Origin of the sequence: Streptomyces sp. NBC_01006 (genome assembly GCF_045162725.1) — a bacterium.
Taxonomy (GTDB): domain Bacteria; phylum Actinomycetota; class Actinomycetes; order Streptomycetales; family Streptomycetaceae; genus Streptomyces.
This window is the reverse complement of record NZ_CP108700.1, coordinates 1,207,076-1,223,571: the sequence shown is the minus strand read 5'-3', so window position 1 is coordinate 1,223,571 and position 16,496 is coordinate 1,207,076. Positions and strand designations below refer to the sequence as shown.

The window sequence follows — 16,496 nt, the reverse complement described above, 5'->3', positions numbered from 1 at the left end:
GCCATGTCTGAAGGAAGGACCGGTTACGACTGTTGCACAGGCGGCGACGACCCGTAAGGCGTTTGGCAACATCCGTAACGGCCTTGCTTCAGGCATATGCCAAGGGCCTCCCGGCCCCCCCTTCGCGTGTACGAACGTTTCCGGTCAGTCCTTCCGGGGCCTGCCTGTGGTCTCCGGCGTCACACGCTGATCGGCACCGGGTGGATCTCGCTGGCCGGGTGTCCCGTGCGCTCGTGGATCCGCATCACGGCATCGGCCGAGGGAGCCTCGGACAGGCAGTACACCGTGCCGGAAGCGGGGTCGGCCCAGGCGCGCTCGAAGTGCACCTTCTCCTCGTGCTCGATCGCCAGATCCGCCTTGTGGGCGGCCATCAGCTCGGCTGCCGTAATGCCCTTCATGCCGTGGTGGACATCCATGTACATGGTCACCGCCGCACACCTCCTCGCGAGATTTCGGCGCGTACGGCCGTCTCTCCTCCCATCGTCCTCCCGCGGCCGGAAACCGGCCCTCCGGAGGGCGCGGATCGATCGCACGGGCGAGGCGTACGACACTTCCGGGCGGCGCAATCCGTAAGCGAGCCGGATCAACACCCCCGCGGGGGTACCCCCGAACGAAGGACCCCGTCCGTGCGCGGGCCGGCCGCACTCGCTTCACAGATCATCCCATGATCGCTACGCTACGTGCCGGTAATGAGCCGGTGGAGGTCCGTGCACGCGGATCCGCGCAGGGTGGGGACGCAGAACATGACCGGGCAGAGCCGCCGCTCCTTCCTCACCTACCTCGTCGCGGCGCCGACGCTCGCCCTCGTCACCCGGGCCGGGGCCGACGCCCTCGCCCCGCAGCCCGCCCACGCCGTGGTCCCGAGCCTGCCCGCCCCCGCCGATCTGGTGGACCTCGGCGACCTGTTCATCCTGGCCGGCGCGCCCACCTCGGCCCTGCTGGCGCTCTCCGTCGAGGCGGACGGGAGCATCCGCTTCCGGCTGCCCCGCGAGGAGGTCGGCCAGGGGCTCACCACCGCCGTCGCCATGCTCGTCGCGGAGGAGCTCGACGCGCCGCTGGCCGCCGTCCGCGTGGAACTGGACGACGCGCGGCCCGAGCTGCTGTTCAACCAGCTCACCGGAAGCTCCAACTCCATCCGCTCCCTCTACGGGCCCGTCCGGCAGACCGCAGCCACCGCCCGGGCCCGCCTCGTCGCCGCGGCCGCCCGCCGCTGGAACCTCGCCGCCTCCTCGCTGACCACCGCGAACGGTGTCGTACGGGCGCCCGACGGCCGCACCGCCGCGTACGGCGGCCTCGCCGCGGCCGCCGCCGACCCCGCCCTGATCGTCCTCGGCGCCACCCCCAAGAAGGCGGCCGAGCACTCCCTCGTCGGCCGGCCCACCGGCCGGATCGACGCCCGCGCCATGGTGACCGGCGCCCAGCAGTACACCCTCGACCTCGACGTGCCCGGCGCCAAGCCCTGCGTGGTGCGCCGCCCGCCCAGCCTCGGCGGCAGCGTGAAGGGCGTCGCCAACCTCGCAGCCGTCCGGGCCATGCCCGGCGTCCTGCACGTGGTCACCGTCCCGACCGGCGTCGCCGTCGTCGCCGAGACCTTCGGCCAGGCCCTCGACGCCAAGACCGCCCTCCAGGTCACCTGGGGCCCCGGCCCCGCCGACCGGCTCTCCGACGAGCAGGTCCGCGCCAAGCTGCGCGCCGCCACCCCGCCGCTGCTGGTGCCGCCGCTGCTCACCCCGTACGTGGACGCCGAGTTCGACTTCGCCTTCGTCAGCCACGCGCCCATGGAGACCAACTCCGCGGTGGCCGACGTACGGGAGGACCGCGCCGAGATCTGGTCCGGGCTCAAGTCCCCGATCGTGGCCCGCGAGACCATCGCCGCCGATCTCGGCCTGCCGCTGGACAAGGTCACCGTGCACGTGGTCCAGGCCGGCGGCTCCTTCGGGCGGCGGCTCTTCTTCGACGCCGCGCTGGAGGCCGCCCGGGTGTCGAAGGCCTGCCGCCGTCCCGTCCGGCTGATGTGGACCCGCGTCGACGACACCCGGCACGGCCGGATGCGCCCCGCCACCCACCACAAGATCCGCGCCACCCATCTGCTGGGCGAGGTGCTCTCGTTCGAGCACCGGGTGGCCGCCGCCGAGACCGACTTCCGGCACGGGCTCGGCGAGATCATCACCGCCACCGCCGCCAGCCTGCCGCTCGGCATCGGCAACGCCACCCTCGCGCAGACCCTGTTCCACACCACGATCAAGTCCCCCTACCACTTCGGCCTCACCACCCACGGGCTCAGCGAGGTGCCCACCGGCATCCCGACCGGGTCCTGGCGCTCGGTGTACTCCGCCAACACCCGGGGCGCCGAGGAGATCGTGGTCGACGAACTCGCCGCGCGGACCGGCAAGGACCCGTACCGGTTCCGGCGCACCTTCCTGAAGACCGACGCCCAGCGCGCTGTGCTCGACATGGCGGCGACGGAGGGGGAGTGGGGGCGGCCGATGCCGGCGGGCTGCGCGCAGGGGATCGCCTTCCACGAGGAGTACAAGTCCCGTACGGCCTGCCTGGTCGAGATCGACGCCCGGGACCCGGAGCGCGTCCGCGTCACCAAGGCAGTCATCGCGGTGGACGTGGGCCTGCCCGTCAATCCGCGCGGACTGGAGGCTCAGATGATCGGGGGCCTCACCGACGCGATCTCCACCACTTTGAAGGCCGGTCTGCACCTGGACAAGGGCCTGCCGCTGGAAGGCAGTTACAGCCAGTTCCACTGGGCGCGGCAGCGCGACACCCCGCAGGACGTACGGGTCTTCGTGCTGCCGGCCACCGGGGAGGAGCCGGGCGGCGCGGGCGAGCTCGGCGTCCCGGCGGCGGTCGGTGCGATCGCCAACGCCTGGGCCAGGGCCACCGGCGCCAAGCCGCGCAGCTTCCCCCTCGACTTCGACGTCGACTTCACCCCGTACCCCCGCTGACTTCACCCCGTACCCCCCCCGCTAGCCGGTAGCCCAGTTCAGGAGAGTCCGCCGTGCCCTCGCACACCTTCACCGTCAACGGGCGGAGCGTCACCGTGGACGCGCCCGACGATCTGCCCCTGCTGTGGGTGCTCCGCGACATGCTGGGCGTGCGCGGCCCCAAGTACGGCTGCGGCGTGGACGTCTGCAAGGCCTGCACCAGCCATCTCGACGGGTCGGACATCCGCCCGTGCGTGGTGCCCGTCTCCGCGTGCGCCGGCAAGACGGTGACCACCATCGAGGGACTGGCGGACGGGGACGCACTGCACCCCGTACAGGAGGCCTGGCTCGAACAGGACGTCGCCCAGTGCGGTTTCTGCCAGCCCGGCCAGATCATGGCCGCCGTCGCGCTGCTCAAGCGCACCGGCGCGCCCACCGACGAGGACATCGACGCGATCGCCAACATCTGCCGCTGCGGCACCTACTTCCGTATCCGGGAGGCCATCCGCAGCGCGGCCGCCCGGATGTGAGCCGCCCGGCTTCAGCCGCGCGGCCGTGGGCGAGAGGGGTCCCGGCGACTCCCCCGTCGATGCCGGGACCCGACCGCTCGGGGTCAAACCTAGGCGCCCGGCCGCCGGTTGGCAGGGTCCGCCCTGCACAGTGACGGCGCGGGACGGGTATCACGGAGCACAGTGATACGACGGGTGCCCGACCGCGACCGCGCACCCCGGACCGAAGGGAGCCTCTCATCTCGCACCCGCCCGTGGCTGCGCCACCGCACGCCGACCGGTCCCGCAGCCGGTCCGAGGACATCGTCAAGGTGCACCGGATCGCCCACTCCGGCGGCTCGGCCGCCCTGTTGGAGTGGCTCGCCGCCCGGCTGGGCGGCTGGACCGGCGTGGTGGACGCCGACGCGCCCGCAGGCCCCGAGCTCGCCGTCCGCGGGGCCGCGGAGCTGAGCACCCGGGGCGTGCGCTCGGCCGTCCTGCACGGCGAGCGCTCGGCCGCGCTGCTGTTCGCGCTGGACGGGGGCCGCGCCCTGGCCGCCGTACTCGACCTGCCGCACCACCCGGAAGCGCCCGCGCTGCTCGCGGACTCCGCCGCGGTGCTGGCCCTCGTCCTGCGCGCCGAGGAGGCCGAGCGGCGCGAGGAGCGGGCCGAGCTCGCCGAATCGCGTGCCCGCGAGGCGGTCCTGCACCTGCTGATGAACGGCCGGCTCTCCACCGCCCACCAGATCGCCGAGGCGCTCACGCCCTCGCTGCCGGACCCGCTGCGGATGTACGTCGTCGAATGCCGGGCCGGGCAGCGGGGCGAGGTGGCCCGGCTCTGCGAGGAGCTGACGGGCGGCCGGGCCTGGATCGTGCGCTGCCCGGTGTACGTACGCCACCTCATCGCCCTGGTCCCGGCCGGTCCCGCGACGGTCTCGGCCGAGCACGATCCGCTGTCCGAGGCGCTGGTGGGCGCGGCCCGCGACCGCGCCGTCGGGGTCAGCGGGCACCTGCGGCTGCGCGAGGCCCCGGCCGCGTACACCCAGGCGTTCCACGCCCTGGCCGTCGCCCGCGGCCGCGCCGGGCGGCACGCCAGGTTCGGTCCCGGGCCCGAGCTGGAGCTGGCCGCCCACGCGGCCGGGACCGGCTGGGCCGAGACCCTGCTCGCGCCCCTGCACACGTACGAACCCCGGCGTCCCCAGGACCCCGGCCCGCAGGAGCTGCGGGCCACCGCCCACGCGTGGCTGAACTTCGGCCCGCACGCGACGCGGCTGCTGAAGATCCACCGCAACACCCTGGCCACCCGGCTGCGCCTGATCGAGTCGGTGCTCGGCAGGGACCTCGCGCGCCTGCCCGAGCAGGCGGAGCTCTCGCTCGCGCTCCGGCTGACCCCGGGCGGGCCGGGTGCCTCCCCGGGGGTCCCGCCCGGGGCTCCGGCCGATCTGGACGGCGTACTGCGCCACCCCGACCTGGCGGCCTGGGCCCGCGCGCACCTGGCGCCGCTGACCGGGCGCGAGGCCCCGCCCGGCGCCCGCGAGACCGTACGGGCCTGGCTGCGGCACGACGCGCACCTGGTCCCGGCGGCGCTCGCGCTCGGCATCTCGGTGCCGGGCACGCGCAAGCGGCTGACCCGGATCGAGGCCCTGCTGGAGCGTTCGCTGCTCCAGTCGCCGAGCGCCCGCCACGACCTGTGGCTGGCCCACCGGGCCGAGGAACTGGCCCGGCTCGCCGGGCCCGCGGCATGACACAGCCCCAATGAGGGACAAACCGCATGAAACATGCACGATCATGCCGGGATGAGGCGTATCAATCTCAAGCGCGTGCTGGTGGGTGAACCGCTCGACACCGCACGGCTGGGCGAGACCCTGCTGCCCAAACGGCTCGCGCTGCCGATCTTCTGCAGTGACCCGCTCTCCTCCGTGGCCTACGCCACCGAGGAGATCCTGCTGATCCTCGCCCTCGGCGGCGCGGCGCTGCTCCACCTCGCCTGGTACGCGGCCGCCGCCATCGTCTTCCTGATGATCGTGGTCGTCGCCTCCTACCGGCAGACCTGCTACGCCTATCCCGGTGGTGGCGGTGCTTACATCGTCAGCTCGGAGAACCTCGGCCAGACCGCCGCCCTGACGGCCGCCAGCGCACTGCTCGTCGACTACGTCATGACCGTCGCCGTCTCCGTGGTCTCCGGCGTGGACGCCATCACCTCCGCGATCCCCTCGCTCAGTGACCACGAAGTCGCCCTGTCGGTGGGGTTCGTGGTGCTGCTGATGCTGATGAACCTGCGCGGCGTACGGGAGTCGGGACGCATCTTCGCCGTTCCGACCTACGGATTCGTCCTCGTCATCTACGTCATGTTCGCCGTGGCGGCCGTCCGGATCGCGACCGGCGACACCATCCGCGCCGAGTCCGCCGACCTCCCGATCACCGCGGAAGCCACGTTCACCGGCCTGGGCCTGGTGCTCCTCGTGATGCGCGCCTTCGCCTCGGGCTGTACGGCGCTGACCGGCGTCGAGGCGATCAGCAACGGCGTGCCCGCCTTCCGGAAGCCCAAGAGCCGCAATGCCGCCAACACCCTCGCCGTGATGGGCGTCCTGTCGGTGACCATGTTCCTCGGCATCACCATCCTCGCCATGGTCTACCAGGTGCACGTCGCCGCCGACCCGACGGAACTGGGCCTGCCGGCCGGCACGCCGATGTCCACCGCGCTCGCCCAGATCGGCCGTGCCACCTTCGGGAACTGGCACTTCCTCTTCTACCTGCTCCAGGCCGTCACCGCGGGCGTGCTGATCCTCGCCGCGAACACCGCCTTCAACGGCTTCCCGATGCTCGCCTCGATCCTGGCCAAGGACCGGTACGCGCCGCGCCAGCTCTTCAACCGCGGCGACCGTCTCGTCTACTCCAACGGCATCGTGCTGCTCGCGCTCACCGCCGTCGCCCTCATCGTCGCCTTCGACGCCCAGCTGACCCGCCTCATCCAGCTCTACATCATCGGCGTCTTCGTCTCCTTCACCCTCTCCCAGTCGGGCATGGTCCGGCACTGGCGGCGGGAGCTCGCCTCCCCGGCCACGCCCAGGGCGGAGCGGATCCACATCCACCGGAGGCTGGCGATCAACGCGGTCGGCGCCACCCTGACCGCCGTGGTCCTGATCATCGTCCTGACCACCAAGTTCACGCACGGCGCCTGGCTGGTCGTCATCGCGATGCCGCTGCTCTTCTTCGGCATGAAGGTGGTCCGCCGGCACTACGACAGGGTCTCGGCCCAGGTCGCCGTCGCCTCCGGGATCAAACCGCGCAAGCCCTCCCGCCACCATGTGCTGGTGCTCGTGTCCAACGTGCACGCCCCGACGCTGAAGGCGCTCGGCTACGCACAGGCGCTGCGGCCGGACACCCTGACCGCCGTCACCGTCGCCGCCGACGAGGAGGACGCGCGGCGGCTGCGCGAGGCCTGGGCCGAGCACGACCCGGGCGTACCGCTGAAGATCCTGCACTCCCCGTACCGCGAGGTCATCGGGCCGGTGCTCGCGTACGTGCAGGAGCTGGCCGCCGCCGAGGGGACGGACATCCTGTCCGTGGTGATCCCCGAGTACGTGGTGGGGCACTGGTGGGAGCAGCCCCTGCACAACCAGAACGCGCTCCGGCTGAAGGCGAGGCTGCTGTTCACCCCCGGGGTCGCGGTGATCGACGTACCGTACCTGCTGGAGTCGGCCCGGTCGGCGGAGTCGGCGAAGTCGACGAGGTAGCGGGGGCGTTCGCGCGCTGGAGCACCGCCGCATGGGCCAGTGCCAGCTCCACCACGTGCGCGGGGTCGGAGAGCGTGCGGCCGGTCAGCTGCTCCAGGCGGCGCAGCCGGTTCGAGACGGTGTTGCGGTGGCAGTACAGCCGCTGTGCGGCGTACGTCGTCGAGCCCTGGCAGGTCAGCCAGGTACCCAGCGTGGTCAGCAGCACCCGGCGGTCCTCCGCGGGCAGCGCCAGCACCGGGCCGAGCACCACCTGCCGCAGCCGGCCCGCGAGTTCGGCCTGGGAGGCGACCAGCGCGGTCGGCAGCCGCTCGTCCAGCAGGGCGGTGCACGGACCGCCGGACGCGGGGGCGGTGCGCAGCGCGAGCGCGGCCAGCCGGTGCGCCCGGGCCAGGTCCCCGGGGCTCTCCACGACCGGGCTGACCCCGGCCCGGGCCGCGAGCGGGCCGAGCAGCTCCCGTACGGACTCCAGGGGATGGTGGCCCAGCTCCACCAGGCCGGTCTCCCCTTCGGCGCGGATCCGCCACAGCACGCGCAGGCCGTCCGGGGCGAGCGGGCCGCCGGAACCACCCGGACTTCCCGGTGCGCCCGGTGCGAGTACGACGACCGCGAAGCGGCCGCGCCCGGGGAGGCCGAGCCGGTCCGCCGCATCCACGGCCGCGGGGCCGTCCGGCGGGCCCGCGCCGTCGAGCAGCGCGTCGAGCAGGGCCGCCCGGCGCTCCCGGTCGCGGTCGCGGCGCGCGGTCTCCGTGCCGCGGTACGCGTCGGCCATGGCGTCCGTCAGCTGGTCCAGTACGTCCCACAGCACGCCCGCGGCCGGCAGCAGCCGGGGCAGCGCCGCCGGATCGTGCGCGGCCACCGCCTCGTTGAGGGTCTGCCACACCATGCGGCCGCCGCGCCGGTAGGTGCGCAGCAACGAGGCGAGCGGCAGACCCTGTTCGGCCAGGAGCGTGCCGGTGGCGCGGGCGCCCGCGAGCTCCACGGGCAGCCCGCGGATGCCGCGGTCCAGGCCCTCGACGGACTGCCGGAGGTCGAGGCGGATCCGCTCGCGCAGCTCGGCCCGGCCGAGCAGGGCGGCGTACGCGGGATCCTCGGCCAGCGTCCGGTCGGCGAGCCGGTCCGCCGTCACGGTGATCCGGCGGGACAGGTCCTCGCGTATCTCCTCGATGATCCGCTCCATGACGGGCAGGGTGACACGGGGGAGGGGGTGGTGGGGAGGGCCGGGACCGGGCGACCGCCGGGGCGTGGTGATCTTATGTCCGGATGTGCGCGAGTCAGCTGGGATTGCGGGCCGGGAACGACTTTCATGGGGGTGCCAGGACTCGTACCGGAGCAGGGGGAGTATTCATGGTCACCGACGGCGGTCAGAAGGACAGCGAGAGCAGCGAGAGCGCACCCACCCTGATCGGTTCCGTGCAGCGGGCGCTGCGCCTTCTGGAGGCGATGTACGCGGAGGGCGGGGTGACGGCGAAACGGCTCGCGCGGCTGACCGGCATTCCGCTGCCCACCGTCTACCACCTGTTGCGCACCCTCAGCCACGAGGGCTACGTCGAGCGCGAGGGCGGCGCCTTCCGGCTCGCGGAGCATCTTCCGCTTGCGTCGTGAGCCGCCGACCGAGCCCCCCGGTGACACCCGCGCGCCCTGTGCCGCCCCGTGCGCCCTCTTGCGTGATCAACATTCGTGATCAGAAGTCGACGGGTTCCGGCCACGCAGCCGCGTGGTTCTGTGCATGTTCCCGCGGAAAATGCCAGAAGCCCCTTCCGTGCAGTGGAACGTGAGTAAGTTCCCTCCTGTCGCGCCGTAGACCGTGCACTTCGCACGTCTGGCCGGGAGGGGAGCCCGCGTGCCCGGGATCGACGAATGCCTGCTCGAAGCCATGGCCCTGCCTGGTGCGCGGGGGGCCGCGCTGGTCGACTGGAGCAGCGGACTGGCCCTCGGCACCGCCGGGGACTCGCCGGTCGGCGACCACGAGACCACCGCCGCCGAGACCGCCGAGCTGGCCCGGGCGGCCGCCGAGTACGAGTCCTTCGCCCAGCCGGCGCCCGACTCCGCATCAGGACCGGACCTGGGCCAAGCGGGCCTGGGCCTGCCGGTGGAGGACCTGATCGTCACCACCCGCACCGGCTACCACGTCCTCCGCTTCGTCGAGACCAGCTTCGACAGCAGCGTCTTCCTCCACCTGTGGCTGGACCGTACCGACGGCAACCTCGCCCTCGCCCGGCACAGACTCCGCATCCTCGCCGAGGGGCTGGTCCTCAGATGACCGCCGTCCAGGTCGGCGGCCTCGCCGCCGTCGCCGTCTCGCCCCTCCTGACCCGGCTCGCCGCAGAGCGCGCCACCGGCGCCCTGCTCCGCGACCGCGGCACCCTCTTCCTGGAGGACGGCCGCATAGTGCACGCCGAGAGCCCGGCCACCCCCGGCCTCGACGTCCTGCTCACCACCGGCGGCGGCCTCGCCCCCGAGCGCTGGCGCGAGGCCGTGGACCGGGCCGGCGCCCGCCGCCAGGTCGCCCGCTTCCTCGTGGACAGCGGCGGTCTCGCCGGCGGCGAACTGGAGATCTGCCACCTCGCCGCCATCTTCGACGCCGCCTTCTTCGCCCTCTCCCCGGGCACCGGACCCTCCCGGTTCCGCCGTGGGGCCACCCACTGGATCGGCTCCGTCCGCTCGGTCCCGGCCGCCGCCGTCGAACGGGAGACCCGGCGCCGGCGCGAGCTGCTCGACGCCGTGTGGCCGTACCCGCTGCTGGACACCTCCCCGGTGGTGCCCCGGGCCGCCGCCCCCGGCCAGACCGTCACCCCCCGCCAGCGGGCCCTGCTCGCCAGGGCGGACGGCGCACGGACCCCGGCGGACCTCGCGTGGGTGCTGGGCCGCCCGGCCTTCCACACGCTGCTCGACGTACGGCGCCTCGCGGCGGCCGGGCTCGTCGAGACCCCGCACGCGCCGGTCCTGGCGCCGGTCGAAACACCCCTGCCCGACTGGATCACCCAGACCCAATCCCCGGACGTGGCGCTGCTCCGCCGGTTACGCGACGCACTGGAGGCAAGCCTGTGAGGCTCCCGCTGCGACCGGCTCTGCGCTTGGAGCGCGCCGACCGCTCCGAGCGGAGGCAGCCCGAAAGGAGAAAGGCCGACATGAGCACGGCGATGGTGCCCCCCGAGGCCGAAGCCGACATACTCGCCGAGCTCCGCAGGCTGCGCGCCCGGGTCCCCCAGCTCACCGGCGCCCTCGCCGGCAGCGCCGACGGCCTGGTCCTCGCGCAGGACAGCGCGGCCACCGAGGTGGAGTCCGTCGCGGCCCTGACCGCCGCCGCCCTCGGCGTGGCCCAGCGGCTCAGCGACACCACCGGCCAGGGCGGATTCCGCGAACTGCTCATACGCGGCGAACACGGATACGTGGCCACGTACGCGGCCGGGGACGCCGCCGTCCTCACCCTGATCGCGGAGCCCCGCGTCAACGTCGGCCGGCTCCACCTGGAGGCCCGCCGCTCCAGCCTCCGCATAGCCGAGCTCATCGACCACGTCCTCGGGCGCCGAGGCCCCGAGGTCCCGCACGTCCATGTCGGTACGGACCAGGCGTAGTCAGTACAGAACAGGCATGGAAACCCTCCGGAACCTACTGGAACCCACCGGAATCCACCGGAACCCACCGGTGAACCGCCTGAAATTCGCCAGAACACAGAGAACAAGAAAGAAGAGGAGCCACTCATGGCCAACGTGGAGACCGCTCTCAAGGAAACCCTCGCCACCATCGACGGCGCGATCGGCGCGGCCCTGGTCGACTACGGCAGCGGCATGGCCCTCGGGACCATCGGCGGCGGCAAGGACCTCGACCTCACGGTGGCCGCGGCCGGCAACACCGACGTGGTCCGCGCCAAGGTCCGCACGATGGAGATGCTCGGCCTCAAGGACGAGATCGAGGACATCCTGATCACCCTCGGCACCCAGTACCACCTCATCCGGCTGCTGAAGAGCCGCGACTCCAAGGGGTTCTTCCTCTACCTCGCGCTCGACCGCGGCCGGGCCAACCTCGCGATGGCCCGGCACCAGCTCAAGAAGATCGAGGCGGAGCTCGAAATCTGAGCAGACGTTCGGTGCGACTCCGACGCCGAGGTGGCGGGCGGCTGAATTCTTTGCCGTCCGCCCCGGAGGTCACGGGTCATATGTCCAGGATGGGGGGACTTTATCATCCCGTTACCGAGTAGGATGCTCTCATCACCTGATCATCGAAATAGCTTGAAACGCTGGAGAACCCGCCACCCATGCCCCCGCGCCTGAGCATCGTCGTCCCCGTCTACAACGTCGAGCTCTATCTCGACGAGTGCCTGGAGTCCATTGCCGCCCAGACGTTCGCCGACTTCGAGTGCATCCTCGTGGACGACGGGTCCACCGACACCAGCGCCGTCATCGCCAAGGCCTTCGCCGCGCGGGACAAGCGTTTCCGGGTCGTCATGCAGGAGAACGCCGGACTCGGCGCCGCCCGCAACGTGGGCGCCCGCCACGCCTCCGAGGACAGCGAGTACCTGGCCTTCGTCGACAGTGACGACACGATGCCGGACTACGCGTACGAGCGTCTGATCGCGGCCCTCGACGAGACCGGTTCGGACTTCGCCGGCGGCAACGTGAAGCGTTTCCGCTCCGTCGGCATGCAGCAGTCCTGGGGCCACCGGGCCGCCTTCGCCAAGACGCAGCTGAAGACCCACATCTCCAAGTTCCCGGCGCTGGTCACCGACCGCACCGCGTGGAACAAGGTCTACCGGCGCAGCTTCTGGGACGAGCACGGCTTCCAGTACCCCGAGGGCATCCTCTACGAGGACGCCCCCGTCAGCATCCCCGCGCACTACTTCGCGTCCAGCGTCGACATCATCAGCGACTGCGTCTACCACTGGCGCGTGCGCGAGACCGGCGAGCGCTCCATCACCCAGCGCTCCACCGACCCGGTCTCCCTGATCGACCGCGTCACCTCCGTCCGCCTGGTCCGTGAGGCCCTCAAGGCCAAGGAGGGCGCCAAGTACGCCCGCTACCTGCGCGACTACGACTACAACGTGCTGAGCGAGGAACTCCCGCTCATCTACAAGTACGTCGGTGAGGGCGGAGCCGACTTCCGCGCCGCCTTCGTCAAGGAGGTCGGCGGCCTCGTCCGCGAGATCGGTACCGGCCCCTGGTCCGACCTGACCGTCGCCGACCGCCTCAAGGCGTACCTGGCCCGCGAAGGCCGCGTCGAGGACTTCATCGCCCTCACGCAGCACCAGAGCGACTACTCGTACAGCGTCCCCGTCAAGGGGCTGGCCCGCCCGCAGGCCGACTACCCGTTCCTGCACGGCCGTCCGCCGGTCCCCGCCAAGATCCTCACCCTCGGCCCGCGCGAGCGCCGCGTCGTCAGCCGCCTCGAGCAGGCCGTCTGGAGCGACGGCAAGCTGCTGCTGCGCGGCTACGCGCTTCCCGGCCACCTCGGCGCGGAGAGCCGCCTCGGCTCGCGCAAGATGCTCGTCTTCCGCGAGGGGGGCAAGCGCCGCCGTACCGTGGTCACCGCCCGTACGGTCGCCTCCCCGATGGCCACCGTCAACGCCGCGCACCTCGCGCTGCGCCACGCCGACTGGGCCGGTTTCACCGCCGTCGTCGACCCCACCGCCTTCCAGACGGGCGGCAAGTGGACCGACGGCATATGGACCACCTCCGTCGCCGTCACCGGCGCCGGCGGCCTGCACCGCGCCCGCCTCAAGGGCGGTGAGTCCGACTCCGGCCAGAACCCGCCCGCCCACTGGGTGACCCCGGACGTCCGCATCGTCCCGAACGCCACCGGCGCCCTCACCATCCAGGTCGAGACCGTCCGGGCCCGCGCCCTCGACGTCCGCCGGGCCGGCGAGGAAGCCGTCGAGGTGGCCGGCGAGCTCGCCGCCGAGATCGGCGCCGGCGCCACCCTGCGCGCCGAGCACGTCTCCACCGCCGCCGTCCTCACGTTCCCGATCGAGACCGCCGCCGCGAGCGGCTCCCGCGGCGCCGGCCGGATCCCGTTCACCGTCCGCGTACCGCTGGCCGAGCTGGCCGCCGTACCGGACGCGGAGTGCGAGCCCGGCGAGTGGACCCCCGAGCCGTGGAGCCTGACCGTGGTCGGCGCCGACGGCTCCGAGCACCGCCTCGCGCACGACGAGCGCGGCGGATTCGCCGGCCTGGTCGTTCCCCTGACCGGTGGGAACGCCGACCGCGCCCTCTTCGCCAAGCGCGGCAACACCGGACACCTGACCCTCTCCGTGCAGCCCTCGCCGCCGCTCGTCGACTCGGTCACCGGCCAGGACGGCACCCTCACGATCAAGGGCCGGTTCGTCGCGCCCGCGGACGAGCCGTACGAGCTGGTCCTGCACGACGCGCACGGCACCGAGTTCAGCTACCCCGTCACCCGGGACGGCGACCGCTTCGAATCCGTCTTCGAGCCCGTCCTCCCCGAGTCCTACGCCGGCCGCACCACGCTGCCGAAGGGCCGCTGGTGGCCCACCCTGCGCCCGCTCGCCCAGGGCGGCACCACCGCCGGCCTGCTCGGCGTCGACCGCGGCGCCCCGGTGCAGCTCGCGCCCACCGCCCTGCACGCCGGACCGCACGCGATCACCGTCGAGGGCCGCCGGATGCGGGTCGAGGCCCGCTTCTACGACCGCATGGTGCTCGTCGCTGACCCGCTGCTCAGCCCGCACGACCGGACCCGGTACGCCCAGCGCGTCACCCGGTACGAGACCTACCCGGCGCAGCGCGCCCTGCCGGTCAAGGACATCGTCGTCTACGACACCCACCAGGGGAACGGAGCGGGCGACGCGCCCCGCGCCATCCACGAGGAACTGCTGCGCCGCGGCGAGAAGCTGGACCACGTCTGGCTCGTCCGTGACGGCCGCGCCGAGGTCCCCCCGACCGCCCGCGCCGTGCAGTACGACAGCACCGAGGCCTGGGAGGTCCTGGCCCGGGCCCGCTACTACGTCGTGAACGACAGCGTGCCGCAGCGCTTCCAGCGCCGCGCCGGCCAGATCGTCGTCCAGACCTGGCACGGGACGCCGATCAAGGAGATCGGCCACGACTTCATCCACGACTACTACACGAGCCCCGAGATCCTGGAGGCGCTGGAGCACGACAGCGCCCAGTGGTCGCTGCTCGCCTCCCCGAGCTCGTACGCGACACCGCTGCTCAAGCGCGCCCTCGGCTACCAGGGCGAGGTCATCGAGTCCGGCAGCCCGCGCACGGACGCGCTCGTCAAGCCCGACGCGCAGCGGATCGCCGAGGTCCGCCGCCGGCTCGGCCTGCCCGAGGGCAAGAAGGTCGTCCTCTACATGCCGACCTGGCGCGAGAACCGCGAGGGCTGGTCGGGCGGCTACAAGCTCGACCTCCAGATCGACCTGGACGCGGCGCGGCGCGAGCTCGGCGAGGACCACGTCCTGCTGGTCCGCGGCCACCACCACGTGACCGAGCAGGTACGGGACAACGTGCGCGACGGGTTCGTCGTCGACGTGTCCCGCTGGCCCGACGCGACGGACCTGCTGCTCGTCGCCGACGTCCTGATCTCGGACTACTCCTCGGTGCTGTTCGACTTCGCGCTCACCGACCGGCCGATCCTGCTCTTCACGTACGACATGGAGCACTACCGGACCACGCTGCGCGGCTTCAACTTCGACCTGGCGGCGAAGGCCCCCGGCCCGCTGCTGACGGACTCGGCGAGCCTGATCGAGGCCGTGCGGGGCGCGGAAGCGGTCGGGGCGGAGTTCAAGGAGGCGCGCGCCGCGTTCCGCGCCGAGTTCTGCGACCTGGACGACGGCGCCGCCGCCGAGCGCGTCGTCGACCGGATGCTCTCCATGGGGGCCAAGCCGGCGGTGTAAGCCGTTGGAGTGCATTCAGGAAGCGTTGCCGACCGGCCCCGGGCCCACCGATGAATTTCGGGCCCGGGGCCGGTCTGTATAGGAGCGAGACGGTGCCCCACCGCACGGACTCGACCACGCACCCGCCTGGAGGCAGTCATGAGCAGCAGCAACGGATTCACCACATGTCTGTGGTTCGACGGCAACGCGGCGGCCGCCGCCGACTACTACGTGTCCGTCTTCAAGGACGGGAAGATCGGGCGGACCGGCTACTACAACGAGGCGGGACCGGGCAAGGCCGGTGACGTGATGGCCGTCGAGTTCGAGATCAACGGCCAGAAGTTCATCGGCCTCAACGGCGGCCCGCAGTTCCCGTTCACCGAGGCGATCTCGTTCCAGATCCACTGCGCCGAGGAGGCGGAGTCGGACTACTACTACGACGAGCTGACGAAGGACGGCGGCGAGGAATCCGCCTGCGGCTGGGTCAAGGACAAGTTCGGGGTGTCCTGGCAGGTCATCCCGGACGGCGCCATCGAGCTGGTCACCGACCCGGACCCGGGGCGCTCCGCCCGCGCCACCGCGGCCATGATGAAGATGAAGAAGCTGGACGTGGCGGAGATGCGCAGGGCGGCCGACGCCGGCTAGGCCTCGTCGCCGCCCGCCGCGATACGGGCCAGCAGGGCCGGGAGGGCGGTCCCGATCGGCTCGCGGATCACCTCGTCGGCGAGGGAGTCGTAGGGGGTCTCCTCGGCGTTCACGATGATCAGGCGGGCCCCCGCCTCGGCGGCCATCCCGGCCAGCGAGGCGGCGGGCTGCACCTGGAGCGTCGTACCGACGGCGATGAACACGTGAGCGCCCTTCGCCACGGCCACGGCCTGCGCCAGCACCTGGGGGTCGAGCCGCTCGCCGAACATCACGGTCGCCGACTTGAGGATCCCGCCGCAGACCAGACAGGCGGGATCCTGCTCCCCGGCGGCGACCCGGGCCAGTGCCTCGTCCATCCCCGACCGGGCGTGGCAGGCCGTGCAGACCACCGCCCGGGCGGTCCCGTGCAGCTCGAACACCTTGCGCGGCGGCATCCCGGCGAGCTGGTGCAGCCCGTCCACGTTCTGGGTGATCACCCGTACCGGGGTGCCGGTGCGCTCCAGTTCGGCCACGGCCAGATGCGCGGCATTCGGCTGCGCCCCGAGGGCCCCGACTTCGGCACGCATCCGCCAGGAGCGGCGCCGGATCTCCGGATCCGCCATGTAGTACGAGTACGTCACCAGCTTCTCGGCCTCGGGATCCCGGCGCCACAACCCCTGCGGCCCCCGGTAGTCCGGAATCCCGGAATCGGTGGACATCCCGGCCCCACTGAACACTGCGACGAGCGGCTTCCCCATGTCCCCGACCCTACGTACGGTCGGTCCGGACCCGCGACCGTATTAAACGGCGGCGGGTCCGGGAGGGGTGTTCCTGCGGTGAATCCCGCCCCCCACAGGAGTGAGATCCGAGGCCCACCCCTGCCCGTGAA

General features: G+C 72.5%; 13 protein-coding genes and 1 pseudogene. 11 read left to right on the top strand and 3 right to left on the bottom strand.

The features are described 5' to 3' along the window. Nucleotides 1–179 precede the first annotated feature (179 nt). A complete protein-coding gene (locus tag OG509_RS05470; protein WP_106977293.1) occupies nucleotides 180–428 on the bottom strand; it encodes an SCO4226 family nickel-binding protein in 249 nt (82 codons plus the stop codon). Between the two features lie 315 nt (nucleotides 429–743). Between OG509_RS05470 and OG509_RS05465 the strand changes: the two genes are divergently transcribed. From OG509_RS05465 to OG509_RS05450, 4 genes are all read left to right on the top strand, one after another. Further along, nucleotides 744–2,954 carry a molybdopterin cofactor-binding domain-containing protein gene (locus tag OG509_RS05465; RefSeq protein ID WP_406180578.1) on the top strand — a complete coding sequence of 737 codons (2,211 nt, stop codon included), beginning with the start codon at nucleotides 744–746 and terminating at the stop codon, nucleotides 2,952–2,954. A 53-nt stretch (nucleotides 2,955–3,007) separates the two neighbouring features. Then, nucleotides 3,008–3,463, top strand: a complete 456-nt coding sequence (locus tag OG509_RS05460; RefSeq protein WP_406180576.1) for a (2Fe-2S)-binding protein — start codon at nucleotides 3,008–3,010, stop codon at nucleotides 3,461–3,463. Between the two features lie 233 nt (nucleotides 3,464–3,696). Next, nucleotides 3,697–5,166, top strand: a complete 1,470-nt coding sequence (locus tag OG509_RS05455) for a helix-turn-helix domain-containing protein (RefSeq protein ID WP_406180574.1) — start codon at nucleotides 3,697–3,699, stop codon at nucleotides 5,164–5,166. 51 nt (nucleotides 5,167–5,217) lie between these two features. Continuing rightward, entirely contained in the window at nucleotides 5,218–7,158 is a 1,941-nt protein-coding gene (locus OG509_RS05450) for an APC family permease (RefSeq protein ID WP_406180572.1), read from the top strand. On the opposite strand, the gene OG509_RS05445 is transcribed toward OG509_RS05450, so the two are convergent. After that, nucleotides 7,076–8,335: a helix-turn-helix domain-containing protein gene (locus OG509_RS05445; RefSeq protein WP_406180570.1), complete on the bottom strand. Its 1,260-nt coding sequence runs from the start codon at nucleotides 8,333–8,335 to the stop codon at nucleotides 7,076–7,078. The two genes, OG509_RS05450 and OG509_RS05445, sit on opposite strands and share 83 nt — an antisense overlap. 167 nt (nucleotides 8,336–8,502) lie before the next feature. Between OG509_RS05445 and OG509_RS05440 the strand changes: the two are divergent. From OG509_RS05440 to OG509_RS05410, 7 genes and pseudogenes are all read left to right on the top strand, one after another. Continuing rightward, a pseudogene (locus OG509_RS05440) lies at nucleotides 8,503–8,733 on the top strand (helix-turn-helix domain-containing protein); the annotation flags it as partial. Nucleotides 8,734–8,998: 265 nt separating this feature from the next. After that, entirely contained in the window at nucleotides 8,999–9,418 is a 420-nt protein-coding gene (locus tag OG509_RS05435; RefSeq protein ID WP_406180568.1) for a hypothetical protein, read from the top strand. Further along, a complete protein-coding gene (locus OG509_RS05430; RefSeq protein WP_406180566.1) occupies nucleotides 9,415–10,206 on the top strand; it encodes a transcriptional regulator in 792 nt (263 codons plus the stop codon). The genes OG509_RS05435 and OG509_RS05430 overlap by 4 nt, the downstream gene beginning before the upstream one ends. Before the next feature lie 80 nt (nucleotides 10,207–10,286). After that, complete coding sequence (locus OG509_RS05425) at nucleotides 10,287–10,733, top strand: roadblock/LC7 domain-containing protein (RefSeq protein ID WP_406180565.1); 447 nt, start codon at nucleotides 10,287–10,289, stop codon at nucleotides 10,731–10,733. A 126-nt stretch (nucleotides 10,734–10,859) separates the two neighbouring features. Then, entirely contained in the window at nucleotides 10,860–11,234 is a 375-nt protein-coding gene (locus OG509_RS05420) for a hypothetical protein (RefSeq protein ID WP_134068110.1), read from the top strand. Nucleotides 11,235–11,413: 179 nt separating this feature from the next. Beyond that, on the top strand, nucleotides 11,414–15,004 hold the full coding sequence (locus tag OG509_RS05415) for a CDP-glycerol glycerophosphotransferase family protein (protein ID WP_406180562.1): 3,591 nt from the start codon (nucleotides 11,414–11,416) through the stop codon (nucleotides 15,002–15,004). 138 nt (nucleotides 15,005–15,142) lie between these two features. Continuing rightward, nucleotides 15,143–15,628, top strand: a complete 486-nt coding sequence (locus OG509_RS05410) for a VOC family protein (RefSeq protein ID WP_406180561.1) — start codon at nucleotides 15,143–15,145, stop codon at nucleotides 15,626–15,628. Here the strand turns inward: OG509_RS05410 and OG509_RS05405 are convergent. Further along, nucleotides 15,625–16,365 (bottom strand): SIR2 family NAD-dependent protein deacylase, encoded by a 741-nt coding sequence (locus OG509_RS05405; protein ID WP_406180559.1) that lies wholly within the window; start codon nucleotides 16,363–16,365, stop codon nucleotides 15,625–15,627. The genes OG509_RS05410 and OG509_RS05405 overlap by 4 nt on opposite strands. Nucleotides 16,366–16,496: the final 131 nt, after the last annotated feature.

What these genes read in the sequence shown, in the direction of transcription:
- OG509_RS05465 (WP_406180578.1), top strand. Translation starts at nt 744, where the DNA reads ATGACCGGGCAGAGCCGCCGCTCCTTCCTCACCTACCTCGTCGCGGCG.
- OG509_RS05450 (WP_406180572.1), top strand. Translation starts at nt 5,218, where the DNA reads ATGAGGCGTATCAATCTCAAGCGCGTGCTGGTGGGTGAACCGCTCGAC.
- OG509_RS05445 (WP_406180570.1), bottom strand. Translation starts at nt 8,335, where the DNA reads ATGGAGCGGATCATCGAGGAGATACGCGAGGACCTGTCCCGCCGGATC.
- OG509_RS05430 (WP_406180566.1), top strand. Translation starts at nt 9,415, where the DNA reads ATGACCGCCGTCCAGGTCGGCGGCCTCGCCGCCGTCGCCGTCTCGCCC.
- OG509_RS05425 (WP_406180565.1), top strand. Translation starts at nt 10,287, where the DNA reads ATGAGCACGGCGATGGTGCCCCCCGAGGCCGAAGCCGACATACTCGCC.
- OG509_RS05420 (WP_134068110.1), top strand. Translation starts at nt 10,860, where the DNA reads ATGGCCAACGTGGAGACCGCTCTCAAGGAAACCCTCGCCACCATCGAC.
- OG509_RS05415 (WP_406180562.1), top strand. Translation starts at nt 11,414, where the DNA reads ATGCCCCCGCGCCTGAGCATCGTCGTCCCCGTCTACAACGTCGAGCTC.
- OG509_RS05410 (WP_406180561.1), top strand. Translation starts at nt 15,143, where the DNA reads ATGAGCAGCAGCAACGGATTCACCACATGTCTGTGGTTCGACGGCAAC.
- OG509_RS05405 (WP_406180559.1), bottom strand. Translation starts at nt 16,365, where the DNA reads ATGGGGAAGCCGCTCGTCGCAGTGTTCAGTGGGGCCGGGATGTCCACC.